This window comes from Vibrio sp. OPT41 (genome assembly GCF_015163595.1).
Lineage (GTDB): Bacteria > Pseudomonadota > Gammaproteobacteria > Enterobacterales > Vibrionaceae > Vibrio > Vibrio alginolyticus.
This window is the reverse complement of the sequence record NZ_JADDYH010000054.1, coordinates 200,981-220,921: the sequence shown is the minus strand read 5'-3', so window position 1 is coordinate 220,921 and position 19,941 is coordinate 200,981. Positions and strand designations below refer to the sequence as shown.

Below are 19,941 nucleotides of genomic sequence, written 5' to 3'. Positions count from 1 at the left end.
CTCTCCTGAAGATGACGGCCTTATCAACATAGCCGGGTTATCATAATCAACTTAAATGTTTAATTTTTTTATAGGAAAGGATTAGCGATAGTTTCAGCCAATTCTTTCTTGGTTGATTAGCTGCGTGGTGGGTATACTCCCGCAGTGGCAATTAACCAATTAATCGGCAATACCGGGCTCAAAATATTAAGTGGCATTGAACCGCCTGTTTCAGTCACAGCTACAGTACCTCCGCCCGAGCCACCATCAGACACACTTAAGCCTTCGATCTCGGTCAAATCTGGTTGCTGAAACGTCGGTTTATAGAACCCGGGGGTAGAGTTTTGCGCTATATACGAATTACTATCGGGTACCTGTGTATTTGCAGCATTGGTAGCAACCTTCATCCTGCCTGTTACAGGTGCAGAAGTGCCAAGAGGGGTAAAAATTGCCGTATGTAAGTGTGCTGGCATTTGAGTTATATCAATAGTTACCAGTTCAGTACCCAATCTTTCTCCCTGATGATAATCCATCCCCCCAGGTCGTGTGCCTACACCAACTGGACTGCGGCCACGCAAATCAGGTAAACCAAAGGTAGTTCGGGCGTCACCTCCGTATAGAGTGCTAACTAGAGAGAAGAGCGCTGGATTATCTTCAATTGCCTGCATTTGCCCCGAGCACATTGCCCAATTTCTAATTGCAAAATTGCCACCAAATGCGGTTAGTGTCCCAAGATACGGTTCTGTAGCCATACTGTTCTTCCTTTCAACGTATACACTTAAGTTAAAACCAGCCCATAACGAAATTGGTGTGGTTGGTTAAAACTTTCCAATCTCGCATTACTAAATACCGTTACGGGCTTCATCACTGCCGCAAAGAGCCGTATTGAGATATTTATTTACTCACAAGCAGAAGCGTGCTGGAGCAATGACATCCCAGCATCTAGCCCAGCCATTTGCGCATAGCGATAACCCGAAAACACGCCTTGCGGTGTAGCAATAACATCTATTGATATGGCGCTATCTAACGTTTTCACTTGTAACCCATGTTGTGGGCTGATCTCGAGAATTCTCCCCGCCTCAACACCGACTAAAGAAGTCTCCATTGCGCTTGCTTGCAAAACATTGGCGACACCACTTGGCAAGCTCAACATCGCACCACCGAAGTCATGATTGCCTGCTCGCACTAAGTTGACGATTTCGCGACTCGTTTGCACGTTCCAACGAAGGTGCAGATCATGTTGGTTTACTGCTCGTGCCACTTCGTTGGGGTTTGATACTTGTTCACGCCAAACCAGCCCTTGCTTTTGTTGCGCGATGAGGAAGTCATACATCAGCTTAGCCGTCATTTGTGACGCTTTTTGCTGAGCACTGGTTAAGGTCTCAAACGGGTGAAATGGTACCTCTAACTCCATTCCTATAGCGCCGGAATCAGCCGATGCCTCAAGACGATGCAGGGTGAGGCTAAAGGTGTCTAAACCCTCTCTTAATTGCCAATAGAGAGGCATCGGGCCTCGATACTCGGGCAGCTTTCCCGGATGAATGTTGTACAAGTTTCCGTTGAAAAACTGACACAGCGAGGAATGAACTATGTGCCTGAACAAATAGATAACGCCATCCGTGACTCGCCAAACATCGAGTTGCGCTATCAAAGCACTGCTGTCATTGGCGGTATACTGAGCAATATGAATCGATTGAGCGCTCAGATAGCTCTGTAGCTGCTGTAAGTCAGGATTTAGTTCTCCTTCCGGTACTACCACGCCCGCCAATTTATGCTGTTGTGCCAACAACTGAATGATGGGCAAGGCGTAACAACTTCCTGTAAAAACGACGTATTTTTGCTGCATATCGAAATCATCCATGGGTGGCGACAAAACCTGGCAATCCGGTTAACTGATAATAGAAACTGACCTTATCCCCTCCCTTCGCTTCAAAGTAATGGTGTTCAACAGCTTTGGGCTTGGCATCCACATAAAAAGTCATGTCGGGTTTAGGATGGGTAATACCAGAGTCGTATTGTCCGACCATCGCATCTCCGTAAGTATCGATATGGCTGTAAATGGCGAGGATACGTTTTGCCATATCTGGCACATCTTTCGGCAGCTCAATGGTGTTGCCTTGCAGCATTTTTATTCCACCATCTAGCTCAAAAATCTCGCTTCTGAGCAACATGGCTTTATTGACGTTAAGAATTTCTCCCAGATCAATTCGATCATCGATCGCTTCCGGCTGGCAATGGTTGGAATGTGCATACTCTGCTTTTTCCCATTGTTGATTAAATTCCGTCTCCCCGATGACCATCATGGCGCGCACAGATACCTGATTGGGGATCATTTCGCCTTGAATATGTAAATATTGAACCAAATGTTTCGCGATGCTGAGGAACCCTTCCCGACTAAAGCCATGCTGCATCGCTTCAAGTATCAGGAGATCAAACGTTTGAGTTGGCGAAAATTGGGTAGCATCTTCTTCCACTAAGGCTTCAATGTAGTCTGCGATATCGAGATCCGCGATCAATTGATTGAGTGCTTTAATGGCTCCGGGGTGAATATCTACTAGTGTCACCTGAAGCTGCTCTGCGCTAATTCGATCACTTTGTTTGTAGTGAGCAAGTAAAGGCAGCAGCAATGGTGCAAAGGGGCCGCAAGCTGGATAAAGCACTTTAACCTGTGACTTGTTGGCAAGCATATGTTGGATAGCTTTGTTTATACCACACGCAAAGCCTTTAATTCGGTACACATCTTTGATGGTGTGTTTACAGTTAAGTGGGGACATCACCAGCCCAGACGTGGAAATGTACTGTCGGGTCAGTTCCTCTTGAGTGAGTTTAGCCAGAGAAAGAGATTGGCAAGCGTTGCCATACATGGTCTGAAAGGCTTGCACCAGTGTTCGGTGCTCAACTTTCGTCTCCTTCAATACGAGCTCAACTGCCGCAGCGAAACTCTCTTTCAGTTGTCGTCGGCGTTCAGCCGTGCTGAGTTGGGTTTGGAGCATAGCCTCAAGTTGAGTCCGTAATGAGTACTTAAGCAGCTCATCCATTTCGGGTTCAGCAAAACCAAACTGTTGAGTTTGTTGCTGCACTTCTTCAACACCGATCGTCTCACGAGATTGAGGACGTTGCTGGTAGAATTCTATAGGTGAGCCCTTTTGCATAATTCATGAACCTCAATTGCCGCTTTAGCAGTAGTGAATGATGTAAACAAGCCTGTACTTGAGAAAAACATACGCCATAAGCTCGGCGTTATAATATCTGAGCTCACGGATCTAATTTCATAAACCGTACTGACAAAATTGGGCAGAAAAATTGAGATAAAAACAGTTCCAATCCTGTAAATTCAGAGAGTAGTAAATAGTTAGGGTAATAGGCCTTTCGATATGATTCTTCTAAGGCAAGCGCTTGCCAATCCCCTCGATGACAAGATCGTTTGACATATGGCAGCCACGCAGTCTCCTTAATAGAGGTAAGCGCGGCACTCAAGTGTGGTGTAATATGAGAGCCATTTAACAGGCAGAAAAAGCCAATATCCATTGTATAAAGCCAACTATTTATAATATTGAAATTAAAATAATTTTGTCGGCAGTTATTTTGAAATTGCCGATATTTGATTTATAGACTAGAAAAAATTAGTTAGCCAGAATAGAGATCAAAAAAAACACTAAAAATAAGATTGTCAATTTATATCTCTAAAATTAAAGGATTTAATTTTTAAAGCTTAATGCCGTCCAATATAAGTTTAAGGTGTGCAATCTTTTAAAAGATATAAGTTTAAAGATATTTCAAAAAACTTATTAAGAAAAACATGAACTCACAAAAATAAATATCAAAATTATTAATAAAAAAACACCACTAATATAACAATGAATTAAGGTGGTTTGAAGATTAAAATGCCCATTTCATTTTCGTATATAACATTTTAACTACTAGTATTATATATGTGGTGAAATAAGATAAATTTATTCACTCAACATATCCAATCGATTCAGGTTTACTGGGAAAAGCTATACGTTACAACGGAGTGAAATATGGCAAATAGGGATGGAAGAATTCAACTCAACGTATTACGACTCAAAGAACTGAGAAAGAAATTAGGACTGAGCCAAGAAAAACTGGCGGAAGAATGCTTTCAACAGGGTTTTGTCGTATCTATTGCTTCTATAAAGCGAGCAGAGTCTGGGGCGAATGTGCTGTATCGTACCGCATCCAATCTCGCGGAATACTTTTCTGTCCCCGTAGAGGACCTTTTAATAGATCGGGCCTCAGAACCATTATTTACAAATGTATCTTCATCACCACCATATTTTTTTATTTTTGCAATCGAAGCAAAGTGTGATTTGACCGCAAAGGCTCTGCAAACCTTACTTCTCAGCCAAAACACTACACCCATAATACAAAACCGAACGTTTGTTCTTACTTGGTCTTTACAGGAATCGGACGAATATATTTTTGAGCGAATTCGACAACTAGCCCTTCAATTAAAGGTTGCTCTTTCGGCTTCGATTCGGTCTTTTATCAATGTGAAATACATGCATCGAATCACTGAGCTATCGGAACATCCGAATGCGATAACCCCAATCAATGAAATCCTAGTTAAAATCCCTTGGGGAGAAATAGCTGCTTGTCCTTGCTTTATCTCGTCCAATTGTGCCAGACCAATAAAACCTTTTCTAACAGGAGAGCCAGACTTCAACAACTGGCATTTTGTATCCTTACACCAAAACCATACTGACTGTTTCGTAGGGCGTAAACTTGAACTAGAAACATTGAATAGCGGAATCAAGCGATGGCAAAAACAAGAAGCAGGCCAAACGTATTGTATTACTGGTACCGCAGGGATAGGAAAGACCAGCCTACTCAACCAGGTCATTTCGTCTTTGAGTCGTTCTTCGTGTTTAACCACAGAGATTCAAATCCTGAATCATGGCAGTGCTGATCTCTTGTCCCCTCAAAATATATTCACTCGGGCAATTTGTTCATTTACTCGTGAAGATACCGATGATTCTATTCGTCAGCAGACTGTCGAGTCATCAATTCCCTCTTCTTTCCATCTCTGCCTTTATTGGTTAATGGGGGTAACACTCAACGAATCAGAAAAACAGCTGCTGAACTTAATGGAGTTCCAAACGCTGAAACAAACGATAGAGCAATCTATCCCTTTCTTAATTCAACAACGGCAGAGCAGCAAACCGCATTTGATTATTGTTGAAGATGTCCATTGGGCCGACGAGGTAATGTTGGCATTTCTTGAGACACTGCTACCTTATATTACAAACACCAATATTTTACTCTTTCTGACGTTTAGGCAGCAAAAACGACTTAGTTCCAAACAATCTTGGTTTGCCAACGTGAATCTAATCGAACTTAGGGAGTTATCATCTGAAGAGTCTTACGAGTTAGCTTGCTCAATCACATGCCAACAGAATAAACATATCAATGACTGTATAAAGCTTGCGAAAGGCCATCCTCTATACTTACGCCAAACACTACTTTGTTCTCAGTTTGATAAAGACGTTCCGGAGTCATTGGAACATTTAGTTTCGATACAATTAGCTCAACTTCCAGCCCAAGATCGCCAAGCACTCTGTACTGCATCTGTGTTGGGGCAGTACTTTCAACTGGAGCAACTGCGTGAAATCACTCGAATTCCCGGCTACGTACCAGATAAGTTAGTCGACGCTGGCTTAGTAAAACTCAATGGCGATCAATACCTTTTCCATCATGATTTGATTTGTAATGCTGTTTTCCGTCAAATAGACAAGTCACAGTGTTCAAAAATACACATGGCCTGCGCAAAATGGTATGAGAACCGAGATCGGTTCTTATATGCAGTCCATATCAATCATGCCAAGGGCGAAGGTGTATTTACTGTTCTTGACCAGACCGCCAAACATTACCTGAGCAATTATCAATTTGAAAAAGCACTGACTCTTATTGAATACGCTATTAAAGAGTCACCTAAAGCACAGATGGCGTATGCACTAAATATGAAAGGAAACTGCCTGTATTCGATGGGACGCATCAAAGAGAGTATTGAGGTTCTTGAGCAAGCGATTCATCACACAGAAAATGATTCTGAACGTGTTCAATACTATTTAGACCTCATTAACCCCTACCGTTTAACCGACAACTTTGTACAAGCGATGTCGATTTTAGACCAAGCCCAAGCCCTGTGCGAAAAGCTGACGTTAAATAAATCTTTGTGTGAAATTCACTCGATGAGAGGTAATATGCTGTTCCCCACTGGGCAGCTAGACGAATGTGAGAAAGAACATTTACTTGCATTAGATTACAGTCAACGAGCAAACTGTTTTCGCGCGAAAGCAAAATCGCTTGGCGGCCTCGGTGATTGTGCCTACGCACAAGGAAAAATGGCTCGCTCATACGAGCACTTAACCGAGTGTTTGCAACTGTGTGAAGAGCATCAGTTGCTTTCGATTGAAACTGCCAATCGCTACATGCTGGCAACAGTGATGATCTATCAACTGCAATCTGACGAAGCACTAAAACAGGCTCAGCATGCCTCGAATCTTGCCTATCTCACGGCAAACCGCCGAGCAGAAATTGTTTCTAGGCTTACGGCTGCATGGATCTTTCTCGACCGTAATGTCTTGGTGCAAGCTGAAAACGAAATCTCGACCGCTCTACAACTTTCAAAACAGCTTAATGCTCATCGATTTGTCGCTTTTCTTTTGGAGTCCAGTGCAAGATTGCACTGGTATCAGGGAAAAGAGGAGAAAGCCCTTTCGGACATCGACACGGCTCTAGATCTTGTTCATATCAATAAGCTACACAATTTTATTGGTCCTTGGCTCGTATCTACCAAGGCACTTATTTGTGGCGATGAATCAACGGCCCTCTCCGCTTTGCGCACTGGTGAGGCTTGGCTAGAATCTACCTGTGTTGGTCATAACTATTTACGCTTTTACCAACAAGGAATCCAAGTAGCGTGGCAGTATAAGCAGCCTACGCTACTTCGAAAATATCGCGATAAGCTGTCTAACTTCACCCAAGAAGATCCGCATCCATGGGGTGATTTTTATATTGAACAAGCGAATCTGATGCTTGCCTTACTCGACCAGTCCAGCTCCGTCTCTGAGTTGTTAAACTTCAATCAGGCCGCGCGTAAGCATCAACTGAATCAGGCTCAAATAAGTGTTGATGAGCTCGACCATTGGCTCTCCACATCTACTCAACCATGAAATATTCAATAAACGAAGAAAGTCGATTAATTGCACCGTCAAGTCATCGTGTTTACTCGATTTACCTCGTCAAACACAGATATTCGAAACCATCGAATATCTGTGTTTTGGCACAGTGTCATCGCTGATGAGATTTATGCTGGCGCAAGATCATTTTGCTCCACCTTAAAGTTCTCGATGCTAGGAACATGCTCAGGCAAAAGTAGAGTAACGCGTTGATTTGCTGCTTCAATCCATTTACCTGAACTATTTTTATATCGATAGAATGCCACGCCTGATTTCCAATCATCATTAAGTAGGAGGTTGAGCGTTACGTTATGAAGATCAGCTCCTAAAGGAGCAATGCCTAGATAAGGCTGGTAGCCCTGCAACGTCACCATGATATGACAATCACGCATCGTGCATTGATAGTTGAAACTACCATTGAGATCAGACACCACATTTAACGGTGGGTTAACGGCCTGAAAGATATGTCCTTTACCCACTATTGATTTGTCTTCGCTGGCCACGAGTAGATTAACATCGAAGCTCACTCCTCCAGGTAAGCCGTTACCAATTTGATAATGAGCAGTAAAAATTGCTTGTGATTCTTTTGAGTCCATTTTCATTGTGTTCTCCAACTGAATTTATTGTCGTTAGTGACCCATTCAATGTAGATAACACGTCATTCTGGTTCAGTATCAATTTAGGCTCAGATCTACTTGACTACATAAATTATCCACGGTCACGCAGATGCCGATCGTTCTTTTCATCAACCAGATATTGTTGCTCTCTCGCTGATGCTTTTGGCGATTTGTACAGAACAACTGATACCAAACTGATATGGTGAATTTATGCATTTGGTTTAATATTTGAACAACTATTCAATACATAAGCCAAATGGAAAAAATAATGGAACATGAATGGATGCAGGGAACTAAAGAAAACCAAGTGGTAGAACAGCACCCTAACCCTCAAATACAACGCCTCGCTGTACTTAGCGCGTACTCAATCTCAGTCAATAATGCCAAACTGTTTATTCAGAAAATGGATAAGTGCGGTTTTCCTAAAGAACGATTACTGACACCTCTTGAAAACACGGTTTCACCGGTTCCCGGTTTGAACCAATATCAAGTCGAGTCACTCATCTTCAATACTCGCTATCAACACCAACCCTTTGTCATTGTCATGTGCGAAAGTACGCAAGAAGTTCAGCAAGCCTATCTAACAGCAACTCAATTCAATCTCCCGATTCGTGTTCGCTCAGGAGGGCATGATCACGCAGGTGAATGCAGTGGTGGCAACGTCATTTTGATTGACGTGAGCAGAATTAAGACCTTCCAATTGTGTGACAATATTGCCACCATTGGTGCTGGCTATCGCTTCTATCAACTGACACCAAAACTTGCAGAGCATGATCGAATGATTGCACATGGAACCTGTGCCACAGTTGGGTTGACTGGCTATATTCAAGGCGGAGGATGGGGCCCTTGGACGCGAAAATACGGCATGTGTTGTGAGCACCTAGTGAGTGCAACCGTGGTATTGGGTGATGGTACGATCACAGAAGTCTCAGCAGAGTCCAACCCTCACCTATTTTGGGCACTAAGAGGCGGCGGAGGCATGAGCTATGGCATTGTTACCGAGCTACGCGTAAAAACATTCCCTTTACCCAAAGAGATCCACCGCTTCGAGCTTCAGTGGAACCTCTATCCAAAAATCAACGGTATGCTTCAGCCAATACCAACGCACCCTACCATAGATGTGCTAAAAAATTGGGAGCAGGCTATAAAAAGCCTCGATACGCCTAAACTTCTTGGCACCAACTTGCAAATTGATGCTCTGCCTGAATCATCTAACCACTGTGATATTGAAACCATCAGCCATCACTGCACCATGTATGGCTACTGGGAAGGAACAGAACAAGATCTTCACCAATTTATAGCCGTTCAATTTGGCGCTTGCTTCCCTGATTTAGTTCAAGTCTATGAAGCACATGGCACTGACTTTGACGGGAAGAAATACGATCACTCCCTGATGAGCACATGGGGGCGCGATTCTTTGTGTCAAAACGGTTCTCCTTTCCCTCCCGATTATGACGCCCCAGCACCTCACAAAATCACTTCGCGATTGGTGTCAGAGCGAGGTCTTAAACCAGAAGGCTATACTGCACTTTTGCAAAGCTTAACTTCACCTTTGATAAAGCCAGAAAACCGCGATCAAGGGCTATTTAGTTACGTAACCTTAGGGGCGATCACTGGCGGTTTTTATCATCACTCAGACGACCTTGAAGACATATCTTTCCCCTACCGCCAGTGTCAATATACAGTCCAATACCAAACCTGGTGGAATGAAGAGATAAAGCAAAAACTAGAACTACAAAATAACCCAGTACTTGTTGATGTAAACAGAGCCATGGACTGGATTGATAAAGCCAGAGAAGCTGATATACCGGGAACCTATGGTGCCTTCATCAGCTTTAAAGATCCGGCAATTCCGACAAGCGTTTATTTTGATCGAAGCTACCGCGACTTAATCGGTATAAAAGAAAAATACGCTAAGGATAAGTTTAATCACCTTAGAACTAATAAGACCATCATTTAACATCAATATGCATCTTAAAAAGCATATATTAACAGAACGTCATTTGGCCGTTCTATCACGTATAGAAATTAAAAAAGAGGAAAAATTATGACAACTAAGGGTTCATTTTACGTTAAAAATAACTCCAACGATAAAATCACCGGATATGTGAGATTTAAAGACTCTCCGGAAATGGAGGTTCATTTCGACTTGAATATTGGCGAACAATCTGAATCTGCTAGTTTTGAATCCGGTGCCGCTACCCATGACTCCTGGTATTACAGTTTCAAAAAGGCAGGTAAAACCTATACTGGGGACAAGTCCTGTGCATACTATGCAAAAGATGAAAATAAAGGCCCCGTCGTTGTAGAAATCTTTAATGATAATTTAAAAATATCTCCACCACTTAGCGGTTCTTGTGAGAAAACTTTATAGCTGCTCACCTGATTCATCACTTCGCCCGAGACAGTTGCACAACTTCTCGGGCAGTTTCATTTCTCGGTATTTGGATTGAAGACTCTCCCCATTTTCAATCACAATCTGAAATTGTTAACTTTATGTTCTCACTTTATATCACCACTGCAAGATAATCGAATAAATACAAATCACTTTTAAAATAAACTTTAAATCTAGAGTAACCAAGATTGAAAAAATAAATATATTATTAATTTCTAAGATCAAAGAGTTTTACTTAATACATCACTTTTTATTTTAACTCTATCAACTGATACTAAACTGCTACTGACGTTTTTTTATTGAATGCTTAACTTAATAGCATGCGCTTATCTCAATGGCTAAAACCATTATTAAAGCGCAATTCATCTATATCCACGTAATCTCTAAGCATTTGATTCAGAGGGTTTCTTGGATATTCATCATTCAGATAAACAACGGAAAGCATGGCTATGTGTACAGATGTTAATATCAATTATGGTTGCAACAACCAAACCTTATCCGCTAGAACCATGGAGTTTGCAGTTAACCTTCAGACCGAGATTTGGTTTAGAGCCCAACAAACTTACCAAATTACGACCTTTACTTCCGACGGAAAAGCCGACCGTGTTTTCAATGGTCAGCCGCCAAAACGTCACAGTAAAGAATGTGAGTTTCGAGCAAATTGGCAGGGAGAGTTGAGCTTCATACACTGCAATGCCATTACCCGGTATAATAACCCTCTTTTAACAGCTGATGGCATTAATGAATCTGGCCTTTCTGTTGGGTCACTGTACTTGCCCATTCTCAATCAAAATGTATCGACCTCTCACATCCCTGATGATGCCTTTGCATTAGGCAGCGGCCTGTTTGGTACTTTTATCTTGTCTACGTTTAATACTGTGGACGAGATGGTGACCTACTTCACCACCCACCCCGTTTACGTGTTTAACTCGACTATTTCAACTGGTGAAACAGAGAGTGACAACATGGCTTTGGACCAGCATTTCGTGATTCACGATGCAAATAATGACAGTGCCGTCATTGAGTTTCTTAACGGTAATATGCATATCTATCGAGCATTCAAAGAAAGCGATATGTTCAGCAAAGAGGAAAATCAGCAAGCACGCTATCAATGTACCGAATACGACTTTGATGATTATAAAGTGGTTGTGGACCACTCCTATGTTGGAGTAATGACTAACTGCCCAAATTACCATTGGCATGTCAATCACCTCTCTTATTTTTCCAATTTGCGCAACTACAACCCAGAACCGAACAATGAAGCAACCATGCAACGTCATGTCCAAGTGCCTGGCCCACTTCAATCAATCAATGGCGCTGGCTTGATGGGTCTACCCGCCGACCCAACACCGCCGTCTCGATTTGTACAAACCTATGCAATTAAGCAGTTAAGCGAACAACCAACTAACTTCGACGAAGCCTTCTCACTCGGACAAAAGCTACTTAATCGCGTTGATATACCTTTGGGCATCATGGCGAATGAGTTTGAGACATCCGATAACCCTGAAGTCTTTTTTAGTGATATTACCCAATGGAGCGTTATTAGACATAACAGTCATCAATCACCCGCGTTCTATCTGCGTACTTACGGAGACATGACTTGGCGAGTCGCTAATGTCAAAGACTATATTGGGTTAAATAGAGACTGTCAGATTTCAAGCGTTTTACAGCTCATGCCAGTTACAACATCATTACCGTTTGAACAAGTCGAATCTCGACCAACTATTAAAATCGCTTAGAGTTAATTTTGAAGCGCAAACAAATGAGAAGCAAAAAGCCAGAGTAAGAAATCAATCTCACTCTGGCTCATAGCTGCATATAGTATAGTTTTATCTGCTATAGATATAACGTATGGTTGCTTTTACACTTGTTACATTCAGTCGATTTACTCTTTACCGAACACGTTGTTCTCTTGTTCTTGAACGCGGATGAATGTAGTACGCTTGGTTAGCTCTTTAAGCTTTGCTGCACCCACGTATGTACAAGTTGAGCGAACGCCGCCAAGGATGTCTTGAATAGTGCCGTGAACGCTACCGCGGTATGGCAATAATACGGTTTTACCTTCGGCCGCACGGTAGCCAGCGACACCACCTGAGTGCTTATCCATCGCGCTCTTCGACGACATGCCATAGAATTTCATGAACTTCTCGCCGTCTTTCTCGATCACTTCGCCGCCTGACTCTTCGTGACCCGCTAGCATCCCGCCTAGCATTACGAAATCCGCGCCACCACCGAATGCTTTCGCTACGTCACCCGCACAAGAACAGCCACCGTCACCGACGATCATGCCACCAAGGCCGTGCGCTGCATCACCACACTCGATGATTGCAGAAAGCTGCGGGTAACCAACACCCGTTTTTACACGAGTTGTACATACAGAGCCTGGGCCGATACCCACTTTAACGATGTCTGCACCAGCTAGGATTAGCTCTTCACACATATCACCAGTAACCACGTTGCCTGCAGAAATGACCTTGTCTGGGAACTCAGCTCGCACGCGTTCAACATACTCGACCAAATGCTCTGAGTAACCATTAGCAATGTCGATACAAATGAAAATAAATTCATCTGAAAGCGCCATGATGTCTTTGGTTTTTTGGAAGTCTGCGTCAGATGTTCCCGTAGACACCATAACGTTATTCATGGTTACTTTATCTGCTGATTTAGCAAACTCAGCCCAATCTTCTACCGTGTAATGTTTGTGAACAGCGGTCATTACACCATGCTCAGCCAGCGCTTTAGCCATTGCAAAGCTACCAACCGAATCCATGTTTGCTGCGATTACTGGCACACCAGACCATTGACGACCACTATGCTTGAATGTAAAATCGCGGGTTAAATTTACTTGAGAACGGCTCTTAAGGGTAGAACGTTTCGGGCGAAACAGTACATCTTTAAAACCTAACTTAAGTTCTTGTTCGATACGCATTGTGTAATTCCTTGATTCATATGTATATGTGTCATTCCAGAGTGCGTAGTGATTTCGTTGGCAGACGAGTTCACTGTTCTTCGGACACAAAAAAACCGGAGCGTTGGCAGACGCTCCGGTTTTCAGCATTATAGGCTGTGATTTATTTCCTACAAGTCTGATATTTGAATTTTTTTTGTGATACCATCTTGAAAATCGCATATCAAAAACGCTCCCCAAGTCACCAAAACCTCTTATTATTTATAACTATCAACAACTTGAGAAAGCACTTGAGTTAACCTATTGCGCAAACCTTTGCGTCATATCTTAAAAATTAAAACGCATCACCTCTCAAACCTGCCTAAAACTCAATCACCTAATACTAAGATGCCCTGCTAATTCGTAAAACAGTACTCAAAAAAATCGACCAATTTTCTCAGCAATGCATGAAATCTAATTAATTTCGATAGAGCTCTTGGGTGATAGCGGTACGAAGAGTGCTAACGACATCACTTGCCAAAAGACCAATTTGACCATTCTGACTCACGTTTATATCAGCAGCATGACTGTGAAGTACCACACCTAAACGTGCGGCAACAGAAATTGGTAAACCTTTGGCTAGTAATGCACCAATGACTCCAGATAACACATCTCCCATTCCCCCCGTCGCCATTCCGGCGTTACCCGCTAGACAGACGTACATTCTCGTTCCATCGTAAATAAGTGTCCCCGCGCCTTTTAAAACCACTACACCGCCATAACGCTCTTGCAGTTGTCTTGCAGCAGAGTATCGGTCACTTTCTATTTGTTGAATGGTTACATTTAGTAGTCGAGCAGCCTCTCCAGGATGCGGCGTGATCACTCGATGGTTGTCGTACACCAGAGTGCCATCGCATCGCTGGCTCAGCATCGCTAGAATATTGAGGCCATCAGCATCAACAACTTTAGGTTTCTGCTCTTGAGCCAGATATTGATAGGCTTGATAAGCCCACTCATCATCTCCAAAGCCAGGACCAAACACGAATACGTCAGCCCAGCGAATGCGTTTAGTTAAGTCGTTCTCAGTATCCCTGAGTAAGTCAGCGGTGATGCTCTGGCTCATTACTTCTGGGCAACCAACCTGCAGTGGAATAAGGCTACTCGTGTGAGTAATTGCGGCAGTTAAACCCGCTCCGGCTCTAATCGCAGCGGAGGAACATAAACGAATCGCTCCAGACATCCCTTGGTTGCCACCAACACAAAGCAACTTCCCGTTGTCACCTTTATGGACCGTTGGATTTGGCTTGGGCATTAATCTTGAAACAACCTGATGATCAATACCTAATGCACTTTCTACTTCGATAGTATCAAACTTAGTATTGACGCCTAAACCACAAAAGTAGAGCTCGCCAACTCGATCTCTCGCTTGTCCAGTGCATAAGCCTTGCTTAACCCCAATGAAGGTTACAGTATGCTCGGCACGAATAGCATCACCTAAAACTGCACCTGTATTAGCACACAGACCAGAAGGAACGTCGACTGCAATCACAGGGGTATGAATTTGATTAATTTGGTCAATATAGCGACGATACTCCGAACGAACCTCACCGCTTAAACCAGTGCCTAACATGGCATCGATGATCACATCTGCTTCTAGCAATGCGGTATTCCATTCATCCCAATCATTGTTAACACCGTCGATTGACTGCCAGTCTTGGTATGCGCGCAAAGCATCACCTTTTAGCACAGATACATCACCAATTTGGAAAACATGTACATTGAGTTGAGCTTGTTTCGCAAGAGATGCAAATACGTAACCATCGCCACCGTTATTCCCTTTACCGCAAATCACTAAGATATTTTTTGATTTAGGATACAGATGTAAAAAGCGCTCATACACGGCCATACCAGCGCGTTGCATTAAGCTATACATAGAAACACCAGCCATTTGCGCAGCCAGCGTTTCACCGTTTTTTACTTGCTCTGCGGTGTAGAGTTTTAGAGCGAGATTAAAGTCCATATTCACGTTCTACGCATTGGGAAACACAATTATAAGTATACAAAAAAGCCAAGGCGGACCTTGGCTTTTGAGAAAGTTTTTTATCGCTATTGATTCTGAGACATCAGAGCTTCAGCCGTCGCGTCTTGTATAGACAAAAACAACGAGTTGATTTTTCCAGTCGGTGTGCGCATTGGGTTCAACGTAACATTCTGGTACATAAACTCCGCTTGCTGCGTAACTGGTCGAACATTGCGACAGCAGAATAAGTAAGGTCGTTGTCGCCATGTGATGAAGCTGCGACAGCCTAGGTCATACACTGGTTTTGTTTTTAATTTAAACCACTCCTGTGGGATTTCAGGGAAGATATCAAATATAGAACGACCTATCGCATCATGAGACTGCAAACCACTGTGATGAGTCATAAACCCATTCCAGACCTGTACATTGTAATCTCGATCAATGACCACTAAGCCCATGTCGACGTTTTGTACCATATCCACCATCCAATGGAATTGTTCAAACTCTGCTGGCATATTCAACATTAGAACTCCTCCATTAGATAAGACAGTTTGTTATCAAGCAGCGGCAAGGATTCATCCACAAACATAAACAACAAGTCACAACGAATCGACGTTCCTTCAATGTTGTAGCTCACTTCGAATGTCATCGTGCGGCTGAATGCTCCAGTTGTAGATTCAATGATCGAGTCAATTGAGATATGCTGACCAAGGAGTACTGGTGGACTTTGGAAGAATCGGACTTCAGACTGCTCGCCTAAACCATTTAAGAACGACCCCACCAAAATATTAGAAATATCCATTAGCAGCTCAAGCTCTTCTAGCTCTTCGCTGTCTGCTGGTACTTTCATCAACTTTTTGAGATCAGATACGCTTGAATCACTCAAAATCACTAGCGCTTCGCCAGCAATACCTTCGCCACAAAATCCCTGACAAACACCCGATACGTTGTCATGCGACGCCAAGTCGCGTAGGGCCATGTGAAGTTCGCTCACTTCAAAGATATTGACGTTCGGCAGAGGTAGTTGCACAAACACATCAAAGTGACGCGCCAACGCATCGGCTGCTCGACCAATTGAAACGTTAGCCACTTCCATGTAAATATCGCGACGACGTAAAATCGGTAACTCAATAGAGACAGGCGTGATAATTTGAGGACGAGGTTCTGGCTCGACCAACTCTTTAAGCGCCTTCTTGAGTTCATCTTTGGCGATCGGTTTTTGAATAAACGCTTTTGCACCCAGTGCGAACACGCGCTCTTTCGCTTTAGGTTGGATATCCCCCGACACCACAACCACCGGAGTTTTATCCCCTAACCGTTGCATGTGCTCTAGTGTTTCAAAGCCATCCATTTCTGGCATGGTCAAATCAAGAAACATCAATTTAAACTCGTTTTTTTCGAGTTCTTCTAGCGCGTTTTTTCCGTGGATAGCAAACGTAATATCGGCATTCAATGTGGCTGGTAGTGATCTCGCCATCTGTTTGCGTGCTAACGCTGAATCATCACAGATGAGTACGGGAAAAGACATTCAATCACCTTTTTATATTCCACAATCTGCGCCGGAGTCTAACAGATTGTTACAGCATGTAATACGAGAAAACTGACGAGTTTTTTATTTCTTTATTATTCAATAAGCATACGCAATATGAATGAATGAGTGAACAAAATGACTAAAAAGCAAGCATCACATTCGCTGTTTAGTGACATAAAACAAACATGGGTAAAACTCCTCCACCAAAAGTAAGCAAAAAGTTGCAGCTAACATCCAAAGCCCATTTTTGCTCGAATTTCATTCTTTCCATTTCCATAATGGGTAAACAGTAACGCGCTAAAACTAAAAAGGCACCCTGCTAGAGGATGCCTTTAATAACAATTTCATCGATAAGATATCAATTCTATGGCACACCATGACCTTTAGAAGCCACCCATACGCGATACCATTGCTCTCGAGTAAGTTCGATGTTCAATGCATTAACTGCAGTTTTCACACGCTCGATTTTACCAGAGCCAATGATTGGAATAGGGTTAGATGGCAAACGACGTACCCAAGCATAAATTACTTGGTCAATACTCGCTGCGCCAACTTCTTCACGAATTGCTTCTAATTCGTTACGGACACGAACAGCTTGCTCACTGTCACCACTAAAAATTGAACCACCACCGAGGCAAGACCAAGCCATTGGTCGCGTGCGCAACATTTGCATTTGATCAAGCGTTCCATCGTGAGCAACCTCAAAGTTAAGTGGGTTGATTTCCACTTGGTTAGTAACCAACGGCTTACCTAAGCGAGATTGCAGCAGTTCAAACTGGCGTGGAGTGAAGTTAGACACGCCAAAGTGCTTCACTTTGCCGACTTTATGAAGCTCAGAAAATGCTTCTGCAACCTCGTCTGCATCCATTAACACGTCAGGACGATGAATTAAAAGTACGTCGATTTCATCCACATTCAAACGTTCTAGCGAGTTATTCACCGATTGGTAGATATGTGCTGAGCTCGTGTCGTAGTGATTGATCTTACGCTCTGGCGTTTTATCGCCACACAAATTGATGTCGCATTTCGTCACGATCTGAATTTGCTCACGAACACTCTTGTCTAAAGCTAGCGCTTCACCAAACAACGCCTCACACTCGTAATTGCCGTAGATGTCGGCGTGATCGACCGTCGTAATGCCTAACTCAATGTGTTGCTTAAGAAATGACAAACGCTCTTGAGCCGTCATTCCCCACTCAACTGCACGCCAATATCCTTGAACCAGCTCTGAGAACTCTGGGCCTTTTGGTGCAGTTACTACTTTTGCAACCATGGGTTTTCTCCTTCAATTGATCTGCATTCATCGTAGTCTTGTTTTCGTACCGGCTCAACGGGTAAACTTTCGCAATTCGAACTGGAGTACGAAATATGTCTTTTGCCCAACGCCTAGCCACCCTGATCGGAGAAGAAAGCATCAGCGGGTTCGCTCGACGCGTCGATGTGTCTGAAGCTTTAATACGCAAATACCTTAAAGGCAGTGAACCTAGCCTAACCAAAGCAAATCAAATTGCAATGCGCGCCAATTGCTCTCTCGAATGGTTAGCAACGGGATGTGGTTATTTATATCGCCGTGCTGAAGTCGTGGATATGGATGCGTACAAACTTGCCTTTCAACACGTTATGAATCAGCCGTTGTCAGACGATGCAGAAGAGCTACACCGCAAGCTAATCGCAGGCTATCAATACCTGCGCGCTCACAAAAAATCGGATGGTTTTTTGGATGAATCAGCAATGGCGACCTTCCTATCTCTCCATAAAGAATCTAAAAACGAGTCACTTTGACCTCGATAATTTCGCCATCACTGCGCAATTGCACATTTAAGGACGGTGATGGCGTCAGAAACTCGTCCGGTTTTACCCAAAGCAAACTTCGAATCGTTTCTTGTGGATAGCGGTTCATCAACAAAATAACTTCTTTATCGACAAGCTCGGAAGATTTCTTTTCCAGAGCTTCAACGACATCATAGTGTTCTTTTCCGATAGTGACTCTGCGTAAAACTAACCCATCCTTTCTTAAGTTGAGAAGTAAGTCATTCAGACGCTGCCACTCGTATTCAGTGAGAAACGAGAACTGAGCACTTTCTCTTCTCAAAACCACTTCACCATACAAGTGCTGCTGGTAGTACGAAAAATCATCCAAACAAAATGCGCTGATAAACGTTGAATTGTCTAGCAGCTGCACTTCGCAACTATACCAGCTCCCACTTTTTTCTATACGTTCTTTTAGATTGGAATATGGCACAGCTGACAACGTGTCTTGCCACCAGCTCGGCGTTGAAAGTGCCGGAAACGTTACCGAACAACAACATAAAGAAAGTAAGAGTCGAAGATAAAAGCGCATGCACTGCTCTAGTTGGTTGACATCGAACCAAGACATTACTAACTGCAAGAAAATGTTCAAGAGAAAAATAGTGGCAGGTGGCGATGAAAGTTATGGTGATGAAAGTTATAACGCAGAAATTAAGAAGGCGCACATGTGCGTGCGCCTCTACCTCGTTACTCAATCGTGAGTGTGCGAATCGGTGATGTCTATTGATGCATCCCGAACATAAAACGAGGACTTACCGTAGGGTTTGAATCCATCCAAATTGTGTGTAAAACCTCACATCCCTCCTTCTGAAGCAGTCATGTTGCTTTACATTTAAAGCATGGTTCATTTTTCTCAAAAAACAAGTTTTTTATCCTAAATTATGAGAGCAATAGCACAATCTGAGTGAATGAATAATATCGCGACACTTCGAACACTCAATAGTGAAAAGCTAAATTGCATCTTTATTGATTAGGTCTAGACTCTGCGAAGCGTATACTTTCTTTCGTCCCTTCCCCCCAGCAACAGGAGAGCTTTTTAATGACCAAACGCGAGAGAATTGTGAAATCTGTGTTGGCGCACGTACCGAAAGATGCGATTAACCAGTTTGTCTCTCGAGGGTCAACACCATTTTCTGTTCTCATTATGGCCGCCATTGTGGGTACGTTGGCTGGTTTTGTCGGTACGTATTTCGAGCTTGCCGTTCATTTCGTTTCTGAAACACGAACAGAATGGTTAAGAAGCGAAATTGGTAATGTTCTACCGTTGTGGCTGGCAGCGGTTCTCATTAGCGCACTTTTAGCTTTTATTGGCTATTTTCTTGTGCACCGCTTTGCGCCAGAAGCGGCAGGTTCTGGTATTCCTGAAATCGAAGGGGCAATGGATAATATTCGTCCAGTGCGCTGGTGGCGAGTTCTACCAGTAAAATTCTTCGGCGGCATGGGCGCACTTGGCTCAGGTATGGTGCTGGGTCGTGAAGGCCCAACCGTTCAAATGGGGGGC

General features: G+C 43.2%; 16 protein-coding genes. 6 read left to right on the top strand and 10 right to left on the bottom strand.

Annotated features, from left to right (window positions below):
- Positions 1-116: 116 nt before the first annotated feature.
- From IQP38_RS19860 to IQP38_RS19850, 3 genes are all read right to left on the bottom strand, one after another.
- Entirely contained in the window at positions 117-731 is a 615-nt protein-coding gene (locus IQP38_RS19860) for a phage tail protein (RefSeq protein WP_193837929.1), read from the bottom strand.
- A 146-nt stretch (positions 732-877) separates the two neighbouring features.
- Positions 878-1,825: a formyltransferase family protein gene (locus tag IQP38_RS19855; protein WP_224721233.1), complete on the bottom strand. Its 948-nt coding sequence runs from the start codon at positions 1,823-1,825 to the stop codon at positions 878-880.
- Positions 1,826-1,832: 7 nt separating this feature from the next.
- Positions 1,833-3,131 carry a hypothetical protein gene (locus IQP38_RS19850; RefSeq protein ID WP_054576104.1) on the bottom strand — a complete coding sequence of 433 codons (1,299 nt, stop codon included), beginning with the start codon at positions 3,129-3,131 and terminating at the stop codon, positions 1,833-1,835.
- Positions 3,132-4,001: 870 nt separating this feature from the next.
- Between IQP38_RS19850 and IQP38_RS19845 the strand changes: the two genes are divergently transcribed.
- A complete protein-coding gene (locus IQP38_RS19845) occupies positions 4,002-7,175 on the top strand; it encodes an AAA family ATPase (RefSeq protein ID WP_005373448.1) in 3,174 nt (1,057 codons plus the stop codon).
- A 134-nt stretch (positions 7,176-7,309) separates the two neighbouring features.
- Here IQP38_RS19845 and IQP38_RS19840 read toward each other — a convergent pair whose 3' ends face one another.
- Entirely contained in the window at positions 7,310-7,783 is a 474-nt protein-coding gene (locus IQP38_RS19840; RefSeq protein ID WP_005373450.1) for a DUF1842 domain-containing protein, read from the bottom strand.
- 283 nt (positions 7,784-8,066) lie between these two features.
- On the opposite strand from IQP38_RS19840, the gene IQP38_RS19835 reads away from it, so the two are divergent.
- The 3 genes from IQP38_RS19835 (at position 8,067) to IQP38_RS19825 (ending at position 11,932) form a co-directional block, all read left to right on the top strand.
- Positions 8,067-9,758, top strand: a complete 1,692-nt coding sequence (locus tag IQP38_RS19835; protein ID WP_193837928.1) for an FAD-binding oxidoreductase — start codon at positions 8,067-8,069, stop codon at positions 9,756-9,758.
- A gap of 87 nt (positions 9,759-9,845) precedes the next feature.
- The gene (locus IQP38_RS19830; protein ID WP_005373454.1) at positions 9,846-10,172 is read left to right on the top strand and encodes a hypothetical protein; all 327 of its coding nucleotides are present in this window, start codon (positions 9,846-9,848) and stop codon (positions 10,170-10,172) included.
- 470 nt (positions 10,173-10,642) lie between these two features.
- The gene (locus IQP38_RS19825; RefSeq protein ID WP_017635214.1) at positions 10,643-11,932 is read left to right on the top strand and encodes a linear amide C-N hydrolase; all 1,290 of its coding nucleotides are present in this window, start codon (positions 10,643-10,645) and stop codon (positions 11,930-11,932) included.
- A 146-nt stretch (positions 11,933-12,078) separates the two neighbouring features.
- On the opposite strand, the gene IQP38_RS19820 is transcribed toward IQP38_RS19825, so the two are convergent.
- The 5 genes from IQP38_RS19820 to IQP38_RS19800 all read right to left on the bottom strand — a co-directional run bounded on the left by IQP38_RS19820 (position 12,079) and on the right by IQP38_RS19800 (position 17,904).
- Complete coding sequence (locus IQP38_RS19820; protein WP_005373458.1) at positions 12,079-13,122, bottom strand: GMP reductase; 1,044 nt, start codon at positions 13,120-13,122, stop codon at positions 12,079-12,081.
- 436 nt (positions 13,123-13,558) lie between these two features.
- The gene (locus IQP38_RS19815) at positions 13,559-15,100 is read right to left on the bottom strand and encodes a bifunctional ADP-dependent NAD(P)H-hydrate dehydratase/NAD(P)H-hydrate epimerase (protein WP_017635213.1); all 1,542 of its coding nucleotides are present in this window, start codon (positions 15,098-15,100) and stop codon (positions 13,559-13,561) included.
- A gap of 86 nt (positions 15,101-15,186) precedes the next feature.
- Positions 15,187-15,624 carry a PAS domain-containing protein gene (locus IQP38_RS19810; RefSeq protein WP_005373463.1) on the bottom strand — a complete coding sequence of 146 codons (438 nt, stop codon included), beginning with the start codon at positions 15,622-15,624 and terminating at the stop codon, positions 15,187-15,189.
- On the bottom strand, positions 15,624-16,628 hold the full coding sequence (locus tag IQP38_RS19805; RefSeq protein WP_005373466.1) for a response regulator: 1,005 nt from the start codon (positions 16,626-16,628) through the stop codon (positions 15,624-15,626). Before IQP38_RS19805 ends, IQP38_RS19810 begins: the two co-directional genes overlap by 1 nt.
- A gap of 367 nt (positions 16,629-16,995) precedes the next feature.
- Complete coding sequence (locus tag IQP38_RS19800; protein ID WP_193837927.1) at positions 16,996-17,904, bottom strand: aldo/keto reductase; 909 nt, start codon at positions 17,902-17,904, stop codon at positions 16,996-16,998.
- Positions 17,905-17,999: 95 nt separating this feature from the next.
- Between IQP38_RS19800 and IQP38_RS19795 the strand changes: the two genes are divergently transcribed.
- On the top strand, positions 18,000-18,413 hold the full coding sequence (locus tag IQP38_RS19795) for a helix-turn-helix domain-containing protein (RefSeq protein WP_005387686.1): 414 nt from the start codon (positions 18,000-18,002) through the stop codon (positions 18,411-18,413).
- Here IQP38_RS19795 and IQP38_RS19790 read toward each other — a convergent pair.
- Positions 18,394-19,008: a hypothetical protein gene (locus tag IQP38_RS19790; RefSeq protein WP_225466132.1), complete on the bottom strand. Its 615-nt coding sequence runs from the start codon at positions 19,006-19,008 to the stop codon at positions 18,394-18,396. The genes IQP38_RS19795 and IQP38_RS19790 overlap by 20 nt on opposite strands.
- Before the next feature lie 471 nt (positions 19,009-19,479).
- On the opposite strand from IQP38_RS19790, the gene IQP38_RS26645 reads away from it, so the two are divergent.
- Positions 19,480-19,941, top strand: a 462-nt coding sequence (locus IQP38_RS26645; RefSeq protein ID WP_228010128.1) for a chloride channel protein, incomplete at its 3' end; no start/stop codon positions are given.